The 20253-nt window shown below is 69.4% G+C and carries 20 protein-coding genes; 18 read left to right on the top strand and 2 right to left on the bottom strand.

The features are described 5' to 3' along the window. The first annotated feature begins 118 nt into the window (after positions 1-118). From OWR29_RS25230 to OWR29_RS25215, 4 genes are read left to right on the top strand one after another with little or no spacing between them, the layout of a single operon-like run. Positions 119-817: a Crp/Fnr family transcriptional regulator gene (locus tag OWR29_RS25230; RefSeq protein WP_267565703.1), complete on the top strand. Its 699-nt coding sequence runs from the start codon at positions 119-121 to the stop codon at positions 815-817. Positions 818-853: 36 nt separating this feature from the next. Next, complete coding sequence (locus OWR29_RS25225; protein ID WP_267565702.1) at positions 854-1570, top strand: nucleotidyl cyclase domain-containing protein; 717 nt, start codon at positions 854-856, stop codon at positions 1568-1570. After that, positions 1567-3744, top strand: a complete 2178-nt coding sequence (locus OWR29_RS25220) for a hypothetical protein (protein WP_267565701.1) — start codon at positions 1567-1569, stop codon at positions 3742-3744. The genes OWR29_RS25225 and OWR29_RS25220 overlap by 4 nt, the downstream gene beginning before the upstream one ends. After that, positions 3744-4940 carry a hypothetical protein gene (locus OWR29_RS25215; protein ID WP_267565700.1) on the top strand — a complete coding sequence of 399 codons (1197 nt, stop codon included), beginning with the start codon at positions 3744-3746 and terminating at the stop codon, positions 4938-4940. Before OWR29_RS25220 ends, OWR29_RS25215 begins: the two co-directional genes overlap by 1 nt. On the opposite strand, the gene OWR29_RS25210 is transcribed toward OWR29_RS25215, so the two are convergent. Then, positions 4918-5397 (bottom strand): Pycsar system effector family protein, encoded by a 480-nt coding sequence (locus OWR29_RS25210; protein WP_267565699.1) that lies wholly within the window; start codon positions 5395-5397, stop codon positions 4918-4920. The two genes, OWR29_RS25215 and OWR29_RS25210, sit on opposite strands and share 23 nt — an antisense overlap. A gap of 226 nt (positions 5398-5623) precedes the next feature. Between OWR29_RS25210 and OWR29_RS25205 the strand changes: the two genes are divergently transcribed. The 7 genes from OWR29_RS25205 (at position 5624) to OWR29_RS25175 (ending at position 13422) form a co-directional block, all read left to right on the top strand. Continuing rightward, on the top strand, positions 5624-6310 hold the full coding sequence (locus OWR29_RS25205) for a response regulator transcription factor (protein ID WP_267565698.1): 687 nt from the start codon (positions 5624-5626) through the stop codon (positions 6308-6310). A gap of 119 nt (positions 6311-6429) precedes the next feature. Then, positions 6430-7389, top strand: a complete 960-nt coding sequence (locus OWR29_RS25200; RefSeq protein WP_267566063.1) for a HAMP domain-containing sensor histidine kinase — start codon at positions 6430-6432, stop codon at positions 7387-7389. 65 nt (positions 7390-7454) lie between these two features. Further along, complete coding sequence (locus OWR29_RS25195) at positions 7455-8966, top strand: DUF4153 domain-containing protein (RefSeq protein ID WP_267565697.1); 1512 nt, start codon at positions 7455-7457, stop codon at positions 8964-8966. Positions 8967-8987: 21 nt separating this feature from the next. Then, on the top strand, positions 8988-9380 hold the full coding sequence (locus OWR29_RS25190) for a DUF485 domain-containing protein (RefSeq protein ID WP_267565696.1): 393 nt from the start codon (positions 8988-8990) through the stop codon (positions 9378-9380). Next, the gene (locus OWR29_RS25185) at positions 9377-10999 is read left to right on the top strand and encodes a sodium/solute symporter (RefSeq protein WP_267565695.1); all 1623 of its coding nucleotides are present in this window, start codon (positions 9377-9379) and stop codon (positions 10997-10999) included. Before OWR29_RS25190 ends, OWR29_RS25185 begins: the two co-directional genes overlap by 4 nt. Positions 11000-11041: 42 nt before the next feature. After that, entirely contained in the window at positions 11042-11821 is a 780-nt protein-coding gene (locus OWR29_RS25180) for an ABC transporter ATP-binding protein (RefSeq protein WP_267565694.1), read from the top strand. Beyond that, positions 11812-13422, top strand: a complete 1611-nt coding sequence (locus OWR29_RS25175) for an ABC transporter permease (protein WP_267565693.1) — start codon at positions 11812-11814, stop codon at positions 13420-13422. Before OWR29_RS25180 ends, OWR29_RS25175 begins: the two co-directional genes overlap by 10 nt. Here OWR29_RS25175 and OWR29_RS25170 read toward each other — a convergent pair. Further along, positions 13406-13648, bottom strand: coding sequence for a hypothetical protein (locus OWR29_RS25170; RefSeq protein WP_267565692.1), 243 nt, complete (start codon positions 13646-13648; stop codon positions 13406-13408). The genes OWR29_RS25175 and OWR29_RS25170 overlap by 17 nt on opposite strands. A 91-nt stretch (positions 13649-13739) precedes the next feature. On the opposite strand from OWR29_RS25170, the gene OWR29_RS25165 reads away from it, so the two are divergent. The 7 genes from OWR29_RS25165 to OWR29_RS25135 all read left to right on the top strand — a co-directional run bounded on the left by OWR29_RS25165 (position 13740) and on the right by OWR29_RS25135 (position 20223). Continuing rightward, a complete protein-coding gene (locus OWR29_RS25165; protein ID WP_267565691.1) occupies positions 13740-14246 on the top strand; it encodes a flavin reductase family protein in 507 nt (168 codons plus the stop codon). Between the two features lie 176 nt (positions 14247-14422). Then, positions 14423-14782, top strand: a complete 360-nt coding sequence (locus tag OWR29_RS25160; RefSeq protein WP_267565690.1) for a DUF485 domain-containing protein — start codon at positions 14423-14425, stop codon at positions 14780-14782. Further along, positions 14782-16455, top strand: a complete 1674-nt coding sequence (locus OWR29_RS25155; protein ID WP_267565689.1) for a monocarboxylic acid transporter — start codon at positions 14782-14784, stop codon at positions 16453-16455. Before OWR29_RS25160 ends, OWR29_RS25155 begins: the two co-directional genes overlap by 1 nt. 131 nt (positions 16456-16586) lie before the next feature. Further along, positions 16587-17819: an LCP family protein gene (locus tag OWR29_RS25150; RefSeq protein WP_267565688.1), complete on the top strand. Its 1233-nt coding sequence runs from the start codon at positions 16587-16589 to the stop codon at positions 17817-17819. A gap of 19 nt (positions 17820-17838) precedes the next feature. Continuing rightward, positions 17839-18174: a rhodanese-like domain-containing protein gene (locus OWR29_RS25145; protein ID WP_267565687.1), complete on the top strand. Its 336-nt coding sequence runs from the start codon at positions 17839-17841 to the stop codon at positions 18172-18174. Positions 18175-18185: 11 nt separating this feature from the next. Then, complete coding sequence (locus OWR29_RS25140) at positions 18186-18980, top strand: glycerophosphodiester phosphodiesterase (RefSeq protein WP_267565686.1); 795 nt, start codon at positions 18186-18188, stop codon at positions 18978-18980. 46 nt (positions 18981-19026) lie between these two features. After that, the gene (locus tag OWR29_RS25135) at positions 19027-20223 is read left to right on the top strand and encodes a sensor histidine kinase (RefSeq protein WP_267565685.1); all 1197 of its coding nucleotides are present in this window, start codon (positions 19027-19029) and stop codon (positions 20221-20223) included. Positions 20224-20253 lie beyond the last annotated feature (30 nt).

The following is a 20253-nucleotide window of genomic DNA, read 5'->3' as shown; positions in this document are numbered from 1 at the left end:
CGTTATCCACAGCCCCACAGACTTCTCCACAGAGTTATCCACAGGCAGCGCCGCTCTATGTGCACAAGCTCACGGTATCCATATCATTACTCTTGGTTCGTACGCCGAGGGAGATCCTGTGGAGTCGGGGCTGACCCAGTCATTGCTTCCCGCCGATATTCGAGCACGACTAGCTGAGATCCTTCCGGCCGGCCGGATCGTGCGGTTCGGACCTCGCGAGAAGCTCTTCAGCGAGGGTGAACCCTCCGATCACATCGCCATCCTCCTGACCGGCATAGTCAAGATCACAGCCTCGACGGTGAGCGGGCGCGAGGCTCTGCTCGGGCTCCGCGGCGCGGGCGAGATCGTGGGCGAGATTGCCGCTCTGTACGGCAGCCCCCGTTCGGCCACGGTCCGTGCACTTGACGCCGTACAGGCCAGGTTGGTGCCCGCCTCCGCCTTCCTACACGTTCTCCACAAGCACCCGGACGCGCTGTTCGGACTGCTGCACGCCGTCGTAGGCCGGCTTCGGGAGTCAGATCGGCGGCGGCTCGAGTTCGCCGACTCCGATGTTCGTTCGCGAGTCGCGCGACTTCTCGCCGAGCTCTCCGGGACTCATGGTGAACCGGCTCCCGACGGCTCCGTCACCATCGGTCTTTCGCTTTCACAAACCGAGATCGCCGGTGCGATAGGCGCCTCACGCGAGGCAGTCGCTAAGGCTCTCCGGAGCCTGCGTGCGCTCGGAGCCGTGACTACGTCAAGGCAGCGGATCACCGTGCTTGATCGAGGTGCGTTAATGAGTATTCGTACACAGACGTGGCGCCCGGACCGGCGGTAGGCATGACGCAGTGCCCGCAGCCGAGGGAGCAGAGCCATGTCCGAGCCACGACACCACGTCTTCGCCTACGCCGACATTGAAGGCTCGTCGAGCCTGTCCACACCTGACAAGGAGCAGGTTCAGAAGGACCTTGCCGCCATGCTCGAGACGGCCTGCGAACGCGCCGGCATGGACAATGTCGACTGGGAGGACCGGGGCGACGGCTATCTGCTGGTCAGCCTCGGCGACGTGCCTGTGCGCAGCGTCATCGAGTCCTTCGCTTCATTGGTGGACGCCGCGCTCGCGGCCAGAACAGTGGGAGAGATCCGCCTTCGGGTGCGCGTGGTCGTACACCAGGGCGAAATCCTCCGCGGCGAGAAAGGCTGGCGCGGCCCACAACTGGATCGAGCTGCGCGCATGGTCGACGCCTCCGAGGTGAAGGCGGCGCTCCGGGCCGCGCCGGACGGGCGTATGGCCTTTGCCGTCGGACCTGACCTCTACAACAGCGTGATCCGTGGCTACAAGGTTCCGGACCCGACGGCGTTCCGCATGCGTCGCCTCGACACCAAGGAGGGACCGGTCGAAGCCTGGCTGTCGATCACCGGGGTGGCCGAACAGCCCGGCCGGGACGCCGACGAAGAGCCAATGTCGGCAGGGTCATCGCTGCCGCCTGGTCAAACGGTCAATCAGGTCGGCTCCGCGCACTATTCGCCTGTCGGCAACACCGTGAGTGGCGGCATCAACTACGGCGCTGACAGGACCGGCGACCAGTGACGACCGATCAGCCCGCCTCCGCTGCACAGGAACAGCCGGCCGACCGCCCGAACAAGAAGCCGGCCGAGCCTGACCCGCCAGTGAAGACGTCGGCGGGCGGATCGCCGAAGGAGGCCAAGCGGCAGGAAGGCCCTTCCCAGGAGGGCAAGGTGGATACGGGCGGGCAACCCGCGGAATCGACGGAAGATGCCGCAGCCCAACGCCCCGCCGGTACCGATCTGATGAAAGCTGTTCTGACCCGGACCAGCGAGCACCTGGCGAGTGAGCACGCTCTCGCCAATGCCAACATCGCGCTCCAAATCAACAACCTGGTCACGCAGGCGTCGGCTCCCCGGAAGACCAGCGTCGGGACCGACACGCTCAACCGGGTACGAAGAACTTTCGTAGCACCGCAAAGATTCCTCGACGCCTGGGAAGTTCTGGCCGATCGTCATCTTCTGCTCGTAAGTGGCTCCCCAGGGGAGGGCCGTGAGCACCTGGCAACCTTCGTTCTGGACGCGTTTTGCGACGCGCGGGTTCGGCGGCTCGGCAACGGCACCTTGGCCGAGGTGGCCGAGGCGGACCTGACCATCGGAGGCGGCCATCTGTGGCTCGGTGCGGTCGGTGAGTTCGACCAGCGGGCTGCGGAGACGCTCGCGGAACGGCTGCGCAAGGCCGACGGCTACCTCATTGCGATCTGGCCGGACGACCGTGCTTGTCCTCCGGAGTTGTCCGACTATGTCGCCGAGCCAGGGCGGCCTGATCTCGACGCAGTGATCCGCAAGCATTCCGGGGCCTCCGCAGTCGAGTTGATCGACGAGCACGCAGTCGTGGAAGTGCGCCAGCGGCTGTCCGGCGCCAGGCAGGCAGCACGACTCGCCAAACTGCTTGAGCAGGTATCGGCCGGCCGCAAAACGCTCGACGTAGCGCTGGGCGAGGTTGATGACCCCACGGGTGAGGTCGCCGACTGGTTCGGTGATCTGCCAGGACGCGAGGACCGAGCGTTCGCACTGGCGCTGGCCGCGTTGGACGAGCTTTCACTGCCCAGCGTCGTGGCGGGAGCACGACTCGCCGATCAGCTGATCCAGCAGTCAGAAGATCCCGAGGGCCGGTTCGGACTTCAACCGTTTCTCCGGCCGTCGCGTGCTCTGCTCACCTCGATCGGGGCGGATCTTGTCCCAGGCAAGCGCGAGACCGGCTATGGGGAAGTGCCGATCATCTCGGTGCGATTGCGACGCCGCGGTCACGCGCGGGAAATTCTCGACGCGGTCTGGCAGTCCTTCCCCTATCTCCAAGAGATCTATCTCGATTGGATGAACACGCTAGCGCGTAACCAGGATCCTTACGTTCGCGAACGTGTTGCCTTGGTCGCGGGGCTGCTCGCCGCGCACGACTTCGAATTTTTGCGCAGCCGATTGCTGGTCGGCTGGGCTGTTGACGACGATCCGCGACTGCGCAGGGCGGCCGCCACGGCTCTCCGCCCTCCCGCTCTGAACGAGCAACTGCGCGAGATCGTCTGGCGGATGCTCGACGAGTGGGCCATCTACGACGAGGACGGCACCGACTCCCAGGCCCGTCTTCGGTTGACGGCAGCGACTGCTCTAGGCGCTCCGGTCGGCGGAACTGATCCCGGACGGGCCCTCGACTTGATCAGCCAACGGCTGTTATCGCACGCCACGAACCTCTTCGACTACGAAGTATGGACGGCCACCGCGCTCGCCGTCAGCGAATTGTTCGGCGATGGCGGGTCGCCGACCAGCGACGCGGTGCTCCGGCGCTCGGCGGAATGGGCGGAGACCAAGGAGGCAGGTCCGAGCAACGTCGCGGTTACCGTCCTGCTCGGTCTCGCCGGCAAGTCGCCGGATCGGGCGTCGGCCGACGACCGACGCCTTCCCCCTTTATTGCGTGCCGTCGGCCGATCGACAGACAACCTCGAACACGCGGCCATTCTCTGGCGGCTGGCCCTCGGCCACAGCAGGCTCGCCCCGGCCGCTCTGCGCGGGCTCCGACGACTGACGAAGCACGTCGGCGAGGAAGCCGACGGTGCCCACGAGCTCACCACATTGGTGCTCGCCATTCCCAGCACCGACCGTGAGCTGAGGACACTCCGGTTTGAAAGCCGCCGGTGGGCTGAGGACGAGCACCTGCCCACCTTCACGGCGCTGTACGAGACGTTGTCCCGAAGGAGTAGGTGATGAAGGCTAACCAGGAGTTCAATCCGATCGTCAGTGTCGCCATGCTGCCCGTGTGGGGAACGATGGTTTCGGCGGCCACGGACAGTACGCACACCGCGTCTGTCTTCGTAGCTGTAGCCGACGGCCCCGACGAGGCCGCGACCGGCAGTAGGACCTCTCCGAGGTTGCGAGATCGGATTCGACGGCGCTACTGGCACTACGAGCTCGACCTGACGCACCATCCGGTCGTACTGAGGTTTTCGTTGCCGGCCAAGGAAGAGGCCTTCGCTTTCACCGCCACGGTGACGCTGCTGTGGGCAATACGGAACCCGGTCGAGGTGGCGCTGCTGGGCATCCGCGACCTCAAGCCGGTCATCTGGACCTTCCTGAACCAGGCGCTGCGTGGCGTCAGCCGGCAGTTCGGGATCGAAGAGATCTCCTCGGCCGAGGTAGAGATGCGACTGCATCTTGAGAAGGAGGCCGGTGAGCTGGGCTTCGGTCTGCGGCTTCCAATGGTGGCGGTGAGTCTTCAGCTGGACGAAGACACGGAACGGTATCTCTCGCAGCGTATTCAGACCGGCCGGGAGGGCAATCTCGCCGGCGATCGGCATGGGCTCGCCGAGCGAGTGGCTCAGCACGAGAAGGTGGAGGCGGAATGGCGCAGCCGCCTCGAGCAAGCTCAGGCCGAATGGCGCGGCGAGCTGGCCGTGGTTCTCGGGGATCTCGAACAGGCGCAGGCGGCCCATCAGCGTGAGCTGGAGCGGGCGTTGGCCCAGCATCGGCGTGAATTGGACGCCGCGCAGGCGGAGCACGCACGCACGGTCGAGCGGCTGAACACTGACCACGAGACGTCGCTGAAGGCGCAGCGCCTCGGGTTCTACCGGGACGCCCTCGACGGAGGCAACCACGACGTCATGGTGCTGCAGTTGATCGAGAATCCTGGCGACATCGGCTCGGTGCTGCGGCTCATCGAGGCCGGTAGCGACAAACACTTCACACGCTCCCGCGAAATCCTCGACGAACTGCTGCAGCACCAACTGGCTGGTGCGTCCGACGTCGACGAGCTGACCCAGCACACCATTGGCGAACTGCGCTCGGCGCTCAGTGCCGCGGCTCCCCGCACCTCGAAGGTCATCAAAGAGGGGGTGCACGAACGGGTTCGCACCGAGGAGCGGGAGACTCACGCCGACCGGATCATCGAACAGACGACCACGTGATGCAGGCGAGCCAGGTCAGAACCGCGGCCAAGGTGAGCACGGTACCCACCGTCGCCCGACTCAGCCACCGGAACTTGACGACGGCGATACCGGCCAGATCTCTCGCCTGACGCCAGGCGTCCTGATGCCGCACTTCCAATGGCGGCACCTCGAGCAGTTGATCCGTGGGAGTCCGGGCCAGGCCGGGAAAGGACGACCGGTTCGGCCGGGCCGCGCGATCGAACACACGGGGTGCCTGGCCGGCCGCCAGCAGCAGGACCGAGAGAAAAACGGCCAGCAGGCAGGCGACCCGTAGAGGTTGGAAGCCCTGATGTCCAGCCAGAATGGTGATCATCAGGGCTTGAATGGCGGCCAGCGCGCCCGCCTTGGTGTCGGCGAATCTGATCGACTGGTTGGTCTCGGTAATGGTGTGCAGGGCGAGGACCAAGTCGTGCTGCAACTCGTTTTCCTTGTTCATGCCTCCAGGAAGCACCGAAGGCACATAACCGGTCTGTGTACGAATACGCACGGCTACTCGATGTCACACCGGACCAGCGCGCATGCTGGGCCTCCACAGGTCGTTCACAAACTCAGCGCCCGCCCTGCACGCCTGGTCAATAGGCTGCGGCTCGTGGGTCGGTGGGCACGGGGGTGCGCCGGGTCACTTGCGGGGGCCGGGTTGGATCGGTGGGCGGAGGTGTGGCGTGGAGACCGAGCGGCGTGTGCTGGTGGTCGAGGATGAGCGGACCATCGCTGAGGCGGTGGCGGCTCGGCTTCGGGCTGAAGGATTCACCGTCGAGGTGGCCGGGGACGGGCCGGCGGCGGTTGAGGCCGCCCGGCGCACCCAGCCGGACGCGGTGGTGCTCGATGTGATGCTGCCGGGGTTCGACGGGCTCGAGGTCTGCCGGCGGCTTCAAAACGAGCGGCCGGTTCCGATTCTCATGCTCACCGCCCGGGACGACGAGACCGATCTTCTTGTCGGTTTGGCCGTGGGCGCGGACGACTACATGGTCAAGCCGTTCTCCATGCGCGAACTGGCCGCCCGGGTGCATGCGTTGCTGCGGCGGGCGGCCAAGGTCGCGGTTGTGCCGGCGGGGCCGCCCACGTTGCGGGTCGGGGATCTCGAGATCAATCAGGGCGAGCGCCGGGTTGTGCGAGCCGGGGTCGAGGCTCATCTGACGCCGACCGAGTTCGATCTGCTTGTGCATCTCGCGGCCCATCCCCGTACGGTCCTCCCGCGCGAGAGGCTGCTGGCCGACGTGTGGGGGTGGGCCGACGCCTCCGGCACGCGCACGGTCGACAGCCACATCAAGGGTCTGCGGCGCAAGCTCGGCGCCGACCTGATCCGCACAGTGCACGGCGTGGGTTACGCGCTGGAGGTCGAGCGGTGACCCGCGATCTCGTCGAGATCGCGCGGCGCCGAGCGGCGAGGCGGACGGCGCTGCGTGAGCGCGTCGCACGGGCGTTGGCCTGGTTGCCGCGGCCGCTCGATCCGGTCCGGTCGATCAAGATGAAGATCATCATGGTGTTGCTGGCCGGTGGCGGCAGCGGGCTGATCTGGTTCTACCTGTGGCTGGGATGGTTCCCGTTCTGGACCGGCGTGACCGCGAGCGTCATCGGTGTGACCATCGTCCAGTTCCTGGCTCGCGGCATGACCTCGCCCCTGCGTGAGATGACCCGGGCCGCCCGGGACATGGCTCAGGGCGACTACACGCGGCGGGTCCGGGCCACGTCGGCCGACGAGGTGGGTGAGCTGGCGGCCGCGTTCAACCAGATGTCGGCCGACCTGGCGGCAGCGGATCGGCAGCGGCGTGAGCTCATCGCGAATGTCTCGCACGAATTGCGTACGCCCATCACAGCCCTGCAAGGCCTGCTGGAGAACATCGTCGACGGGGTGGCCGCGGCCGAACCGGCCATGATGCAGACCGCCCTGGCCCAGACCGAGCGCCTGGGCCGGCTGGTCACCGAACTGCTCGACCTGTCCCGCATCGACGCCGGCGTCGCCCCGCTGATCCGGCGCGCCATCGACGTGCCGTCCTTCCTGGACGATGTCGTGCGTGAGGCCGAGGTGAACGCGGCCGGTTCGGGGCGCGACGTCCGGTTCAAGGTGGCCGGCCCGCCGGTCGTGATCACCGGCGACCGGGAGCGGCTGCACCAGGTCTTCGCCAATCTGCTCGACAACGCGGCCCGGCACAGCCCGCCCGGCGGCACGGTCGAGGTGCGGGCCGAGCGCCGTGACGACCATCTGCTCATCGGCGTCTCGGACGAGGGCGAAGGCATCCCGCCGGAAGAGCGCGACCGCGTGTTCGAGCGATTCACCCGGGGCGAGCGGCCCGGTGGCGGCGGCACCGGTCTGGGGCTGGCCATCGCCCGCTGGGTGGTGCAGCTGCACCACGGCACGATCGCCGCCGTCGACCCCGAGCACCCCGGTTGCCTGATCCATGTGACCTTGCCGCTCACAAAGAACTAGCGAACCGACAAAGCAGGGCCGTGAGGGTCACGGCCCTGAAAACCATGCCCTCCGGAGGTGTTCCGATGAGTCTCGCACCGACACCCATACCGCAAACCAAACCGCTCCCGGTCCTGCACGGCCCTTGGCCCTCGACCGCACCCTGGGCGCGCTACTGGCCCGGCCCGGTCCGCCCGGCCTCGGCCCTCACGGTCGCGGCGGTCGCGGGGGCCGCCGTGATCGCCGCGCTGAGCCTGCCCCTGGATCGCCCCGGCGTCGGCTGGCTGGTCACCGCGCTGGCCGGCCTGGCCGCCGTGATCCTGGCCGGTCCGATCTCCACCCAAACCGGCCCGCCGCCCTTGGTCGTACGCCCTCGCTACAGCCCCGGCCCGGAACGGATCGCCTGGGGCACCGCGACCCTCGCGCTGATCGCCGTCGGCACGTTCCGCTCGGCCGGCTGGCTGTTCGTCTTGTGCCTGGTGGTCGCCACCCTCACCGGCGCACTCGCCCTGGCCGGCGGCCGCTCGATGCGCAGCGTCTTCGCCGCGTACACCATGCCGTTCCTCGCCGCCTTCCGTTCGCTGCCGTGGCTGAGCCGAGGCCTGAGCCGCATCAACCGGCCCGACGGGGGCGCCGGTGTGCGCATCGCGGCCACCGCGGGCGTCTCGGTCGTCCTGCTGGCGGCATTCGGCGGGCTGCTCGCCTCGGCCGACTCCCGCTTCGCCACCGCGCTCGAACACCTCGTACCGGATCTGGGAATCGGCACCGTCTTCCGGTGGGTCTTCGTCGGCGGGCCGGCCTCGATGATCGTCGGCGCCGCCGCCTTCCTCCGTTCCGCACCGCCCAATCTGTCCAGGTTGGACGCCACCGAGGGCCGGAAGGTGCACCGCTGGGAGTGGGCCGTGCCGCTCGGCCTGCTGACGCTGCTGTTCGGCGCGTTCGTCCTGGTCCAGGCGACGGGCCAGGAACCCGTACGCGCCTTCGCCGACGAGGCCCGCCAGGGTTTCTGGCAGCTGAGCTTCGTCGTCGGCCTGACCCTGCTCGTGCTGGCCGGCGCCGCCCGCTGGGCCCCGCGCGACAAGCCCGCCGACCGCCTGCTCATCCGGGTGATCCTGGGCGTGCTCACCGGCCTCACCCTGGTCATCGCCGGGACCGCCCTGCACCGCATCACCCTCTACACCGACGAGTACGGCCTGACCCGGCTGCGCCTGCTGGTCTTCTGGTGCGAGCTGTGGTTCGTCTTCGTGCTGCTGCTGATCCTGGTGGCGGGCCGGAACCTGCGGGCGCCCTGGCTGCCCCGGGTGGCGATCGCGGCCGGCGTCCTGGCGCTGATCGGCCTGGCCGTGGCCAACCCCGACGGGGTGATCGCCGAGCACAACCTGCAGCCCCGCGACCGTCCGATCGACCTGGTCTATCTGGGCAACCTCTCGCCGGACGCGGTGCCCGCGCTGATGGATCTGCCCTCCGACCGGCGGGCGTGCGTCCTCCGCGAGATCAAGGACGACCTCACGCCCGGCGACTGGCGCAGCTGGAACCTGGGCAGCGCACGGGCCCGCACGCTGATAAACGCGAGCGGTCAGACCTGGTGCGGACAGTGAGCGGCTGCCAGACTCCCGGGCATGAACGCCGAAGACCCGAGCGCCGCCCCCCGGCGTACGCGAGTGGTCTTGGGCGAGGCAGCGGCCCGCCGCCGTCCCACCGATCGCACCCGATCCGACCTCGCGGAGCAGACGCCGGTCGGTGAGGCGCTGGTCAAGGGTTTGATGCGCGCCCAGCTGGCGCTCGCCCTGCGCCTCGCGCTGGTGGTGGTGACCGCCCTCGGGGCCCTGCCGCTGCTATTCGCGGTGGCCCCGGGCGTGGCCGCCGTCAAGGTCTTCGGCGTCCACCTGCCGTGGGTGCTGCTGGGCGTGCTGTCGTTCCCGTTCCTGATCGGCGTGGGCTGGGCTTACGTGCGCTGGGCGGAACGCAACGAGCAGGACTTCATCGCGCTCATCCGCAGGCCCGAGCAGTGAATCCGTACCTCGTCCCGTCCTTGATCGTCGTCATTCTGGTGACCGTCGGCATCGGCGTGTACGGGCTGCGGTTCGCCCGCACCACCTCGGATTTCCTGGTCGCGTCGCGCTCGGTGAGCCCGTCCTGGAACGCGGCGGCGATCAGCGGCGAATACCTCTCGGCGGCGTCGTTCCTGGGTGTGGCCGGGTTGATCCTGCGCTACGGGGTCGACGTGCTCTGGTATCCGGTCGGGTTCGCTGCCGGCTACCTGGCCTTGCTGCTCTTCGTGGCCGCCCCGCTGCGGCGGTCCGGCGCCTTCACGTTGCCCGATTTCTGTGAGGTACGCCTGGGTTCGCCCCTGCTGCGGCGGCTGGCCAGCGTCTTCGTGGTCTTCATCGGCTGCCTCTACCTGGTGCCGCAACTGCAGGGTGCCGGGCTCACGTTCACCACGGTCACTGGCGGTTCGTACGCGTGGGGAGCCCTGCTGGTCGGCGTGGTGGTCACCGCGAATGTGGCCCTGGGCGGCATGCGGGCGATCACCTTCGTGCAGGCCTTTCAGTACTGGCTCAAGCTGACCGCGCTGGCTGTGCCGGTGATCTTCCTGGCCCTCCAGTGGCAGTCCGACGGCCGCCCGCTCGTCACTCCCGAGGCCGGCGCGACCTTCCCCATCGCCACCACCGTCACGATCGAGCAGGACGCGACGGTCGACGGCGTCCCGGTCGAGGAGGGTCAGCAGCTCAGCTTTGCCGCCGGCGATCCGGTGCCCGTGGTGAGCACGGTCGACGCCAACTTCGGGGCCGACTGGCTGCTGCCCGGCGGCGACGGCACCCTCTTCGCCACGTACTCGCTGATCCTGGCCACTTTCCTGGGCACCATGGGTCTGCCGCATGTGCTCGTGCGCTTCTATACCAATCCCGACGGCGCCTCGGCCCGGCGCACAACTCTGGTAGTGCTCGGCCTGGTTGGCACTTTTTATTTACTTCCCACCCTGTACGGCGTACTTGGCCGCATTTATACGCCGCAGCTCCTGATGACCGGGCGCACCGACGCCGTGGTGCTGTTGCTGCCCGAGGCCGCGCTCGGCGCCGGTCATCTCGGCCGCCTGCTCGGCGCGCTGGTCACCGCGGGGGCGCTGGCCGCCTTCCTCTCCACGTCGTCCGGCCTGCTGACCAGCGTGGCCGGGGTGGTCTTCACCGACGTACTGCGGGTCGGCCGCAGCGGCTCGATCCGGGACTTCCGGCTGGCCACCGTGCTCGCCGCCTCCGTACCGGTGATGCTTTCGCTGTATGTCTCCAACATGGACGTCTCGCGGGTCGTCGGTCTGGCCTTCGCCGTGGCCGCCTCGAGTTTCTGCCCCCTGCTGGTGCTGGGGATCTGGTGGCGGCGGCTGACCGACGTCGGCGCGATCGCCGGCGTGCTGGCCGGTGGCGGCGCCTCGATGGCGGCGGTGCTGATCACCGTGCTCGGCCCGCCGCTGGACGGCTGGCCCGCCGACGCCATCGGGCAGCCCGCCGCCTGGACCGTGCCCCTGGCCTTCCTGGTGATGATCGCCGGGTCGCTGCTGACCAGCCGGCGGGTGCCGCACGACATCGGCGCGACCATGCTCCGGCTGCACGCTCCGGAAAGCCTGCGGGTCTAACACCGCTGGTCAGGACGCACAGCATTGGTTAGGTTCGGTGCCATGACGGTGCCGGCGCCACGCGAGGGGGAACAGGCCGCGGCGATGTCGCTGTACGGCCTGGTCAAGCGATTCGACACCAAGCTCGCGGTGTCCGAGGTGAGCCTCGAGGTGCCGGCCGGCTCGTTCTACGGCCTGCTCGGCCCGAACGGCGCCGGCAAGACGACCACGCTGTCGATGGCCGTCGGCCTGTTACGGCCCGACGCTGGTCGCGCTTTCCTTCTGGGGTACGACGTGTGGGCCGACCCGGCCGCGGCCAAGGCCCGGTTGGGTGTGCTTCCCGACGGCGTACGCCTTTTCGACCGTCTCACCGGCCCCGAGTTGCTGGCCTATCACGGCCTGCTGCGCGGCATGGACGCGGCGACGGTCGACCAGCGCGCCCGGGAACTGCTCGACGTGCTCGAGCTCGGCACCGCCAACCGCACCCTGGTCGTCGACTACTCGGCCGGCATGCGCAAGAAGATCGGCCTGGCCTGCGCCCTGCTGCACGCGCCGCGGGTGCTCGTGCTCGACGAGCCGTTCGAGGCGGTCGACCCCGTCTCGGCCGCCCGCATCCGCGAGATCCTGCAGCGCTACGTGGCCGGCGGCGGCACGGTCATCTTCTCCAGCCACGTCATGGAGGTCGTCGAGCGGCTGTGCTCGCACGTGGCGATCATCTCGGACGGCGTGCTGCGGCTGCACGGCACGCTCGCCTCGGTGCGCGGCGAGCGCTCGCTCGAAGACGTTTTCGTGCAGGTGGTGGGCGGTCGCACGAGCACCGGCTCGGAGCTGGCGTGGCTCTGACCGCCACGCCCCGGCCACCTGTTTCGCCGTGGCCGTTCGTCAAGCTCAAGCTGCGCCTGATCGTGGGCGGGCTGCGGGGCAAACCGGCCCGGATCGTGCTGTTCGTCCTCGGCGCGGTGATGGCCGGGTTCTTCGCGATCGGTGGGTACGCGCTGTTCGCGGTGCCCGGTGTCGTCGACGACGAGCGGGCGGCCGGCATGCTGCTCCAACTGGGTGGCGCGGCCCTGGTGCTGGGCTGGGTGTTCTTTCCGCTGTTGTTCTTCGGCGTGGACGAGTCGATCGACCCGGCCCGGTTCGCGCTGCTGCCCCTGCCGCGCCGCACACTCATCATCGGCCTGTTCGCCGCCGCGCTGGCCGGGCTGCCCGCTCTGTCCACACTGGCCGCCACGGCCGGCATGGTCAGCACGGCGGCCGACCTCGGCGGCTCCGGCGCGGCGATCGCCCAGTTGGTCGGCATCGTCCTCGGACTGCTGACCTGCGTGGCGGTCAGCCGGGCGGTGACCAGCGCCTTCGCCACCGGGCTGCGCTCGCGCCGATCGCGTGACCTGGCCGTGGTGCTGTTCGCCGTGGTGGCCGCGCTGCTCGGGCCGCTGCAACTGGCGCTGCTGGCCGGGGCCGAACGGGCCGACTGGGACGCGTTCGCGGTGCTGGCCGACGTGCTGGGCTGGACGCCGCTGGCCGCGCCGTGGTCGGTGGGCCTCGACGTGGCCGACGGGCGGCTGTGGGCCGTACCGGTGAAGTTTCTGATCGTCGCCGGGACGCTCGTGGGGCTCCTTTGGTGGTGGAGCGCGACGCTGGAACGCGCGATGCTCGGCGCCGCCTCGACCGGAACGGCCGGCCGGGGCGGGGACGTCGGCTCGCCGACCGGTTCGCTGCTCGGCCGGCGGCTGCCCCGCACCCGGTTCGGCGCGCTGGTCGCCCGCGAGATCCGGTACTGGTGGCGCGAGAACCGGCGCCGGGCCGCACTGATCACGTTCACCGTGGCCGGGTTCTTCCTGCCGCTGTCGATCTCGCTTAGCGGCGGCTCGGCCGGGCCGGTGGCCACGTTCATCGGGCTGATCGCGGTGATCGCGCTGGCCAACCAGTTCGGGTACGAGGGCAACGCGTACGCCGCCAACATGATCGCCGGGGTGCCGGGCCGCGTCGAGATCCACTCGCGGGTGGCCGCGCACGCCGTCTTCGTGATCCCGTTGCTGCTGCTCATCGCCGTCGTGGCCGGCCTGCTGGGCGGCCGGCCGGAAAACATTCCGGGCGACCTGGGTCTGATGGTCGCGACGTACGGCGCCGGGCTCGGGCTGGTGCTGCCGGTTTCGGTACGAGGCGCGTTCGCGCTGCCCGAATCGACCAGCCCGTTCGCCATGTCGTCGGGCGGCGGGATGGCCAAGGGCCTGCTCACCCTCGGCGTCATGATCGGCACCCTGGTCGCGACCGTGCCCCTGCAGATCCTGGCCTATTTGCTCGGCGACGTCTGGCTGTGGATCGGGCTGCCGGTGGGCGCGGCCTTCGGCTGTGCGGCCTACCTGATCGGCTCGGGCGTCGCTGGTGACTGGCTCGACCGTCGCATGCCGGAACTGCTGGCCGCGGTCACGCCCGGTCGTTAGCGGCCGGCCGCAGCCCCTCGCGGCGCACGAAGATGCGGCGGCGCTGCGTCGCGACGCCGCTCGGGCCGAGCACGTAACCCTCGAGCCAGAGCCAGCCGTCGTAGGTGACGCGCGGGTCGACCCGGATCAGCCGGAAGGTCAGCGCTCGCGGCCCGGCGAACTGCACGCTGGCCTCGCCGCCGATGTGCAGCACCTCGCCCGGGTTCAGCTGCACATGCTGATGCACGGGACCCTCCCTTCCCGGAACGAAGATAGTTGTTGATCAATGGGCGCGGCCACTGCCGTGCACTATCTGTGCAGAAAGCGAGAATGGCCGGGTGACTATTCACTCCACCGACCCCTTCGCCACCCCGGACGAGGACAAATCGGCCGTGCGGCGGCTGCGCGGGCGGCTGGCCGCCCCGGTCACGCTCTGGACCACGACCGGACCGGCCGGGCTCACCGTCTCGTCCATGCTGGTGGCCGACGGCGACCCGGGCCGGGTGCTGGGGCTGATCGACGACGAGAGCGACTTCTGGGAGGCGCTCGAGACCAGCGGCCGGTTCGCGGTGGTCACGCTCGCGCCGGCCGACCGGCAGCTGGCCGACCGGTTCGCCGGGCTGATGCCGGCGCCGGGCGGGCTGTTCGCGGGCGACGACTGGACCGACACGGACTACGGGCCGATTCCGGCCGGCGCCGACACGTGGGCGGGCTGCCGGCTCGAGTCCCACCGCATCGTGGGCTGGGCACTTCTGGTCGAGGCGGTGATCGAGAAGGTCGAGGCCGGCCCCGCGCCGCGCCCGCTGATCCACTATCGCGGTCGATATAACGTACTGGAGGGGTGAGGCTCCGCCCCCCATCCAACCGCCCCGCCCACCGCCCGAACCGGACCGAAGACTCGCCTCCACTCAGCGCAGTCAGACCACCGCTCGGCGCACGGGCTGACCGGTCGCCCTCGGACACCCTCAGATCTTCGTACGTTGCCGGAAAGTCCGCCCCACCCCGAAGGTGGTGAACCCCGGTGACTACCGAAGTGCCCTCGTCCTCCACCGAGAGGTACCGGGCCGTCCAAGATTCCGAGGAATTCGGCCGGCTGCGTCACGCCGTGCGCAGTTTCGTCTTCCCGATGACGGTCGCGTTCTTCCTCTGGTACGCCCTCTACGTCCTGCTCTCCGCCTACGCGCGCGGTTTCATGAGCGCCAAGATCGTCGGCAACATCAACGTCGCCCTGGTCTTCGGCCTGCTTCAGTTCGTGTCCACGTTCCTGATCGCCTGGTACTACTCGCGCTACGCGGCTCGCAAGATCGACCCGCTGGCCGAGAAGATCCACGCGGACCTGACGGCCGGCGACAAGCCGATCGAGAAGGGGAGCGGGGACTGATGCACAGCCACACCCTCGCGGCCGAGGTCTCCACCTCCACCTCGCGCGGCCTCACCATCACGCTGTTCCTGGTGTTCGTGGCCATCACGCTGGCCATCACCATCTGGGCCAGCCGGCAGACCAAGACGGCCACCGACTTCTACGCCGGCGGCCGGCAGTTCTCCGGCTTCCAGAACGGCATGGCCATCGGCGGCGACTACATGTCGGCCGCGTCCTTCCTGGGCATCGCCGGCCTGATCGCGCTGTATGGCTACGACGGCTTCCTGTACTCCATCGGGTTCCTCGTCGCCTGGCTCGTCGCGCTGCTGCTGGTCGCCGAATACCTGCGCAACTCGGGCCGCTACACCATGGCCGACGTGCTCGCCTTCCGCATGCGGCAGCGCCCGGTGCGTACGGCGGCCAGCGCCTCCACCATCGTCGTCTCGATCTTCTATCTGATCGCGCAGATGGTCGGCGCCGGCGCCCTGGTGTCGCTGCTGCTCGGCATCAAGCCGGACACCACGTTCCTGGGCATGGACGCGGACACCGCCAAGGTGGCCACGATCATCCTGGTCGGCGCCCTGATGATCGTCTACGTCATCGTCGGCGGCATGAAGGGCACGACGTACGTCCAGATCGTCAAGGCCTTCATGCTGATGACCGGCGCCCTGCTGATGACGATCCTGGTGCTCGCCCACTACAAGTTCAACCTGTCGCAGCTGCTCGGCGACGCCGCCCAGCAGTCCGGCAAGGGTGACGCCTTCCTCGAGCCGGGCCTGCGCTACGGCGTCGAGTCGGCCAGCGCCTCGGCCACCTTCTACAGCAAGATGGACCTGCTCTCGCTGGGCATCGCGCTGGTGCTCGGCACGGCCGGCCTGCCGCACATCCTGACCCGGTTCTACACGGTGCCGACCAGCAAGATCGCCCGCAAGAGCGTGCTCTGGGCGATCGGCATCATCGGCACGTTCTACCTGTTCACCCTGGCCCTCGGCTTCGGCGCGGCGGCCCTGGTCGGCAGCGCGAACATCACCGCGCAGGACAAGGCGGGCAACACCGCGGCACCCCAGCTGGCCCAGGCGCTCGGCGTCGACTATCTGGGCGGCGAGACGGGCGGCGCGGTGCTGCTGGCGGTGATCGCGGCGGTCGCGTTCGCCACGATCCTGGCCGTGGTGGCCGGTCTGACCCTGGCCTCCTCGTCCAGCGTGGCGCACGACTTCTACGCCAACGTGATCCGCCGCGGCGAGGCGTCGGAGCGCGACGAGGTGCGGGTCGCCCGCATCTCGGCCCTGGTCATCGGCGCGGTGGCGATCGCCCTGTCGATCTTCGCGCAGAGCCTGAACGTGGCCTTCCTGGTCGCGCTGGCCTTCGCGGTGGCGGCCTCGGCCAACCTGCCGGCGATCCTCTACAGCCTGTTCTGGCGGCGGTTCAACACCTCCGGCGCGCTGTGGTCGATCTACGGCGGCCTGATCGCGGCGGTCGTGCTGGTGTTCTTCTCGCCGGTGGTGTCCGGTTCGGCCACGGCCATGTTCCCCGACCACGACTGGCACTTCTTCCCGCTCTCGAACCCGGGCATCATCTCGATCCCGATCGGCTTCCTGTGCGGGTGGATCGGCACGGTGATCTCGAAGGAGGACGACAGCGCCAAGTACGCCGAGCTCGAGGTCCGGTCGCTGACCGGGCACGGCGCGCACTAAGTCTGCCTTAATTCGACATGCGGGGCCGGCCACCACCGGCCCCGCATTTCACCTGTTGGGGCGTCTCCCTACTTCGTGCCGTGTCGGTTTGATGGCAGGGAGTTGGTGCGCCGGGTACGTAACCTGGTTTCATGTCAGCGCCCACGTCCCCCTACGGGGGTTCCGGTTCCGGTCGAGCCTCAGTCCCGTCTTCGGGCCGGGCGTCGGCCCGTCCTTCTGGTGCCTACCGCGGGAGCGGTGGCGGTGGTGGCTACGGCGGTGGCCCCGGCGGCCCCGGCGGTGGTGGCTACGGCGGTGGCCCGGGTGGTCCCGGCGGCCCCGGCCGCGGTACCTCTTACAAGGGGCGCCGGCCCAAGCCGCGCTGGGGGCGCATCGCCCTGCTGGCCGGCCTGGCCGTCCTGATCATCGCGATCATCGCGGGCATCTCGCTCTACGGCTACGCGTCGGGCCTCGACAAAGACCTCAAGCGCACCGACGCCTTCTCGGGCATCAGCAACGACCGGCCGGCCAAGGCCATCGAGGGCGCGCAGAACATCCTGCTGGTGGGCAGCGACTCCCGCGACCCCGACGCCCAGGACGACGGGGCCGGCAAGTGGCGGGCCGACACGCTGATCCTCATGCACGTGCCGGAAGACCACAAAAGCGCGCAGCTGATCTCGATCCCGCGCGACCTGTGGGTCGTCATCCCGCGCAGCAACGAGGCCGAGTGCGGCGACGGCAGCCGGGCCAAGATCAACGCGGCCTTCGCCTTCGGCGGTCTGCCGCGCGCCGTGCACACGGTCGAGTGCCTGACCGACGTCAAGGTCGACCACGTCATGGCGATCGACTTCGGCGGCTTCAAAGAGGTCACCGACGCGCTCGGCGGCGTCGACCTGCCGGTCGAGAAGACCATCAAGTCGATCCACAAGCCGTACCGCACGTTCACCAAGGGCACCATGCACATGAACGGCGCCGAGGCGCTGGACTGGGTGCGCCAGCGCAAGCAGTTCGCGCGTGGCGACTTCGCCCGCATGCAGCACCAGCAGCAGTTCCTCAAGGCGCTCATGGACAAGGCGGCCAGCAGCGGCACGATCACCAACCCGGCCAAGCTGAACTCGTTCCTCAAGGCGGTCACCGCGGCCGTCACGGTCGACAACGACTTCTCGCTGACCGACATGGCGAAAGAGCTGCGGGGCGTCCGGGGCAGCAACCTGACCTTCATCACCAGCCCCAACAAGGGCAGCGACACCATCGACGGCCAGTCCGTGGTGGTCTCGGACAAGGAGAAGGCGCTGGCGCTGTTCAAGGCGGTGGCGGCCGACGAGATGGACACGTGGATGGCGGCCAACCTGAAGAAGGGGACGGACGCCGCGGCCGGCAACTGACCGCCGTACGCTGGTGGTCGTGTTCGGACCTCAAGTACCCAGCGTGACCCCCGCCGAGGTCGGCGACGACGCCTACCTGCTCGACGTGCGCGAGCCCGAGGAATGGGCGGCGGGGCACGCCCCCGGCGCCCACCACGTGCCGATGATGGAAATTCCGGCCCGGATGGCTGAGGTGCCGGCCGACGTCGACGTAGTCGTCGTCTGCCGGTCCGGCGGCCGTTCGGGCCAAGTCGTGTCGTACCTGCTGGGCAACGGCTGGGACAACGTGCGCAACCTCGACGGTGGCATGCAGTCCTGGGCCGCCTCCGGCCGCGACGTCGTCAACGAGAGCGGCCAGCCGCCCCGAGTCATCTAGGCAGCAAAACCGTGAGTGATTATCGGCCCTTGGTGTTTGCGCACCGTGGTGGCGCTGACGCACTCCCGGAGCACACGCTCGGCGCCTACCTCCGCGCTCTGGAGGAAGGTGCCGACGGGCTCGAGTGCGACGTCCGGCTCACCCGCGACGGCCACCTGGTGTGCGTGCACGACCGGCGGCTCGACCGCACGAGCAACGGCCACGGCAAGGTCAGCGCCAAGACGCTGGCCGAACTCGACTCGCTCGACTTCGGCTCCTGGCATCCCGGCTACCCGGTCGACGAGGAGCCGCTGCCGGCGCTCTCCCGCCTGCTGACGCTCGACCGGCTGCTGCAGGCGGTGTGCGACAGCGGCCGGAACGTGCGCCTGCTCATCGAGACCAAACACCCCACCCGGTACGGGGCCGAGGTCGAACGTCGCCTGGTGCGCACGCTGCAGCGCTTCGGGCTGGCCGACCCCGAGCCGGACCAGCCCGTCCAGGTCACCGTGATGTCGTTCGCGGCTCTGGCCCTGCGCCGGGTGCGGGCCCAGGCGCCGGCCCTGCCCACGGTGTATCTGGTCGAGCTGCTGCCGCCCGGGGTGGGCCGGGGACGACTGCCGTTCGGCGCTCGCATCGCCGGGCCGGGGGTCGCGCTCGTACGGTCGCGGCCGGGGCTGATCCCGGCCATCAGGGCGGCCGGGCATCAGGCGTACGTGTGGACCGTCAACGACAAGGCGGACCTCGACATGGTTCTGGAGCACCAGGTGGACGGCGTCATCACCGACCGCCCGCGCTTCGTGCTCGACCATCTCGCCACCGTTTTGTGAGGTGGGTCACTATCTAGCGGCTGGGAAGCGAGGCAGACTCGCAAGCATGCCGGACCGTCCCGACTACAGCGCGCTGACCCGGGGTCAGATCGCGATCCTCGACCGGATCAACTCCGGCGAGGCGGGGCTGCCCGTGCTCCAGCACATCGTCCGCCTGGCCCAAGAGACGCTGGGCGGCCGCGGCGCCGGCTTCGCCGAGTACGCGCCCGACCACGGCCGCATCATCGCCGCCACCGGCGTCTGCCGCGCCGCCATCGGCCGCCGGGTCGAGCGCGCCGACGGCCGCCTGCGCGACGGCCGCACCCTGCTCATCCCGCTCGACTCGCTCAACGACGAGTTCGCCAAGCAGGTCGAGGGGGGCGACGTCCGGCACATGCTGGGCGCCCGGTGCGAGGTCGGCGAGACGATCGTCGGCTCCCTGCACGTCTACTTCGGCGCCGGCGACGGCGAGCCCGGCCCCGACCACCACGCCGTCCTCGAGCTGCTGGCCGGCCAGGCCGGGCGCCTCTACGCCGCCCGCGAGGGCCTGCCCGTGCACACCAGCGCCGACCAGGCCCGCCGGCAGGACGGCCGCGACCTGTGGGTGGCGGTGACCAGCCACGAGCTGCGCACCCCGGTGACGGTCATCAAGGGGTACGCCGACACGCTGACCAACCACTGGGAATCGCTGGGCGACGCCGGCCGGCAAGAGGCGGTGAACGTCATCGGCACCCGCGCCGGTGAACTGGCCCGCCTGGTCGACCGCCTGCTCTCCGCGGCCACCGAGGACGGCGAGATCGGCGCGTCCCCCATCGGCCCGTTCGACCTGGCCGAGGCGCTGCGAACGGCGGTCGACGAGCTGCCGGCCGAGTTGCGCCGGCGCGTGAAGCTCGACAACCTGCCGGGCGAGATGCCCAAGGCGTACGGCGACCGCGACTCGATCGCGACGATCCTCACCGAGCTGGCCACCAACGCCGAGAAGCACTCCCCGGCCGAGTCGGTGGTCGAGCTCTGCGCCGGGGTGGACGAAGAGACGCTGCGGTTCCGCCTCTCCGACCGCGGAGTGGGCATCCGGCCCGAACACGTCGAGCGCGCCTTCGAGCGGTACTGGCAGGCCGAGGGGGGCGACCGGCGGCATCACCCCGGCGCCGGGCTGGGGCTCTATCTCGTACGCCGGCTGGTCGAACGCCAGCACGGCTGGGTGTCGTTGCGTCCCCGTGAGGGTGGCGGCACCACGGCCGAGGTCCGGTTGCCACGCGCGTAGGACACCGGAGTGTCCCTTTCCGGCCGTCAG

The sequence above is a fragment of the Paractinoplanes pyxinae genome (assembly GCF_026626335.1).
Classification (GTDB): Bacteria; Actinomycetota; Actinomycetes; order Mycobacteriales; family Micromonosporaceae; genus Actinoplanes; species Actinoplanes pyxinae.
This window is presented reverse-complemented; position numbering and strand designations above follow the sequence as displayed.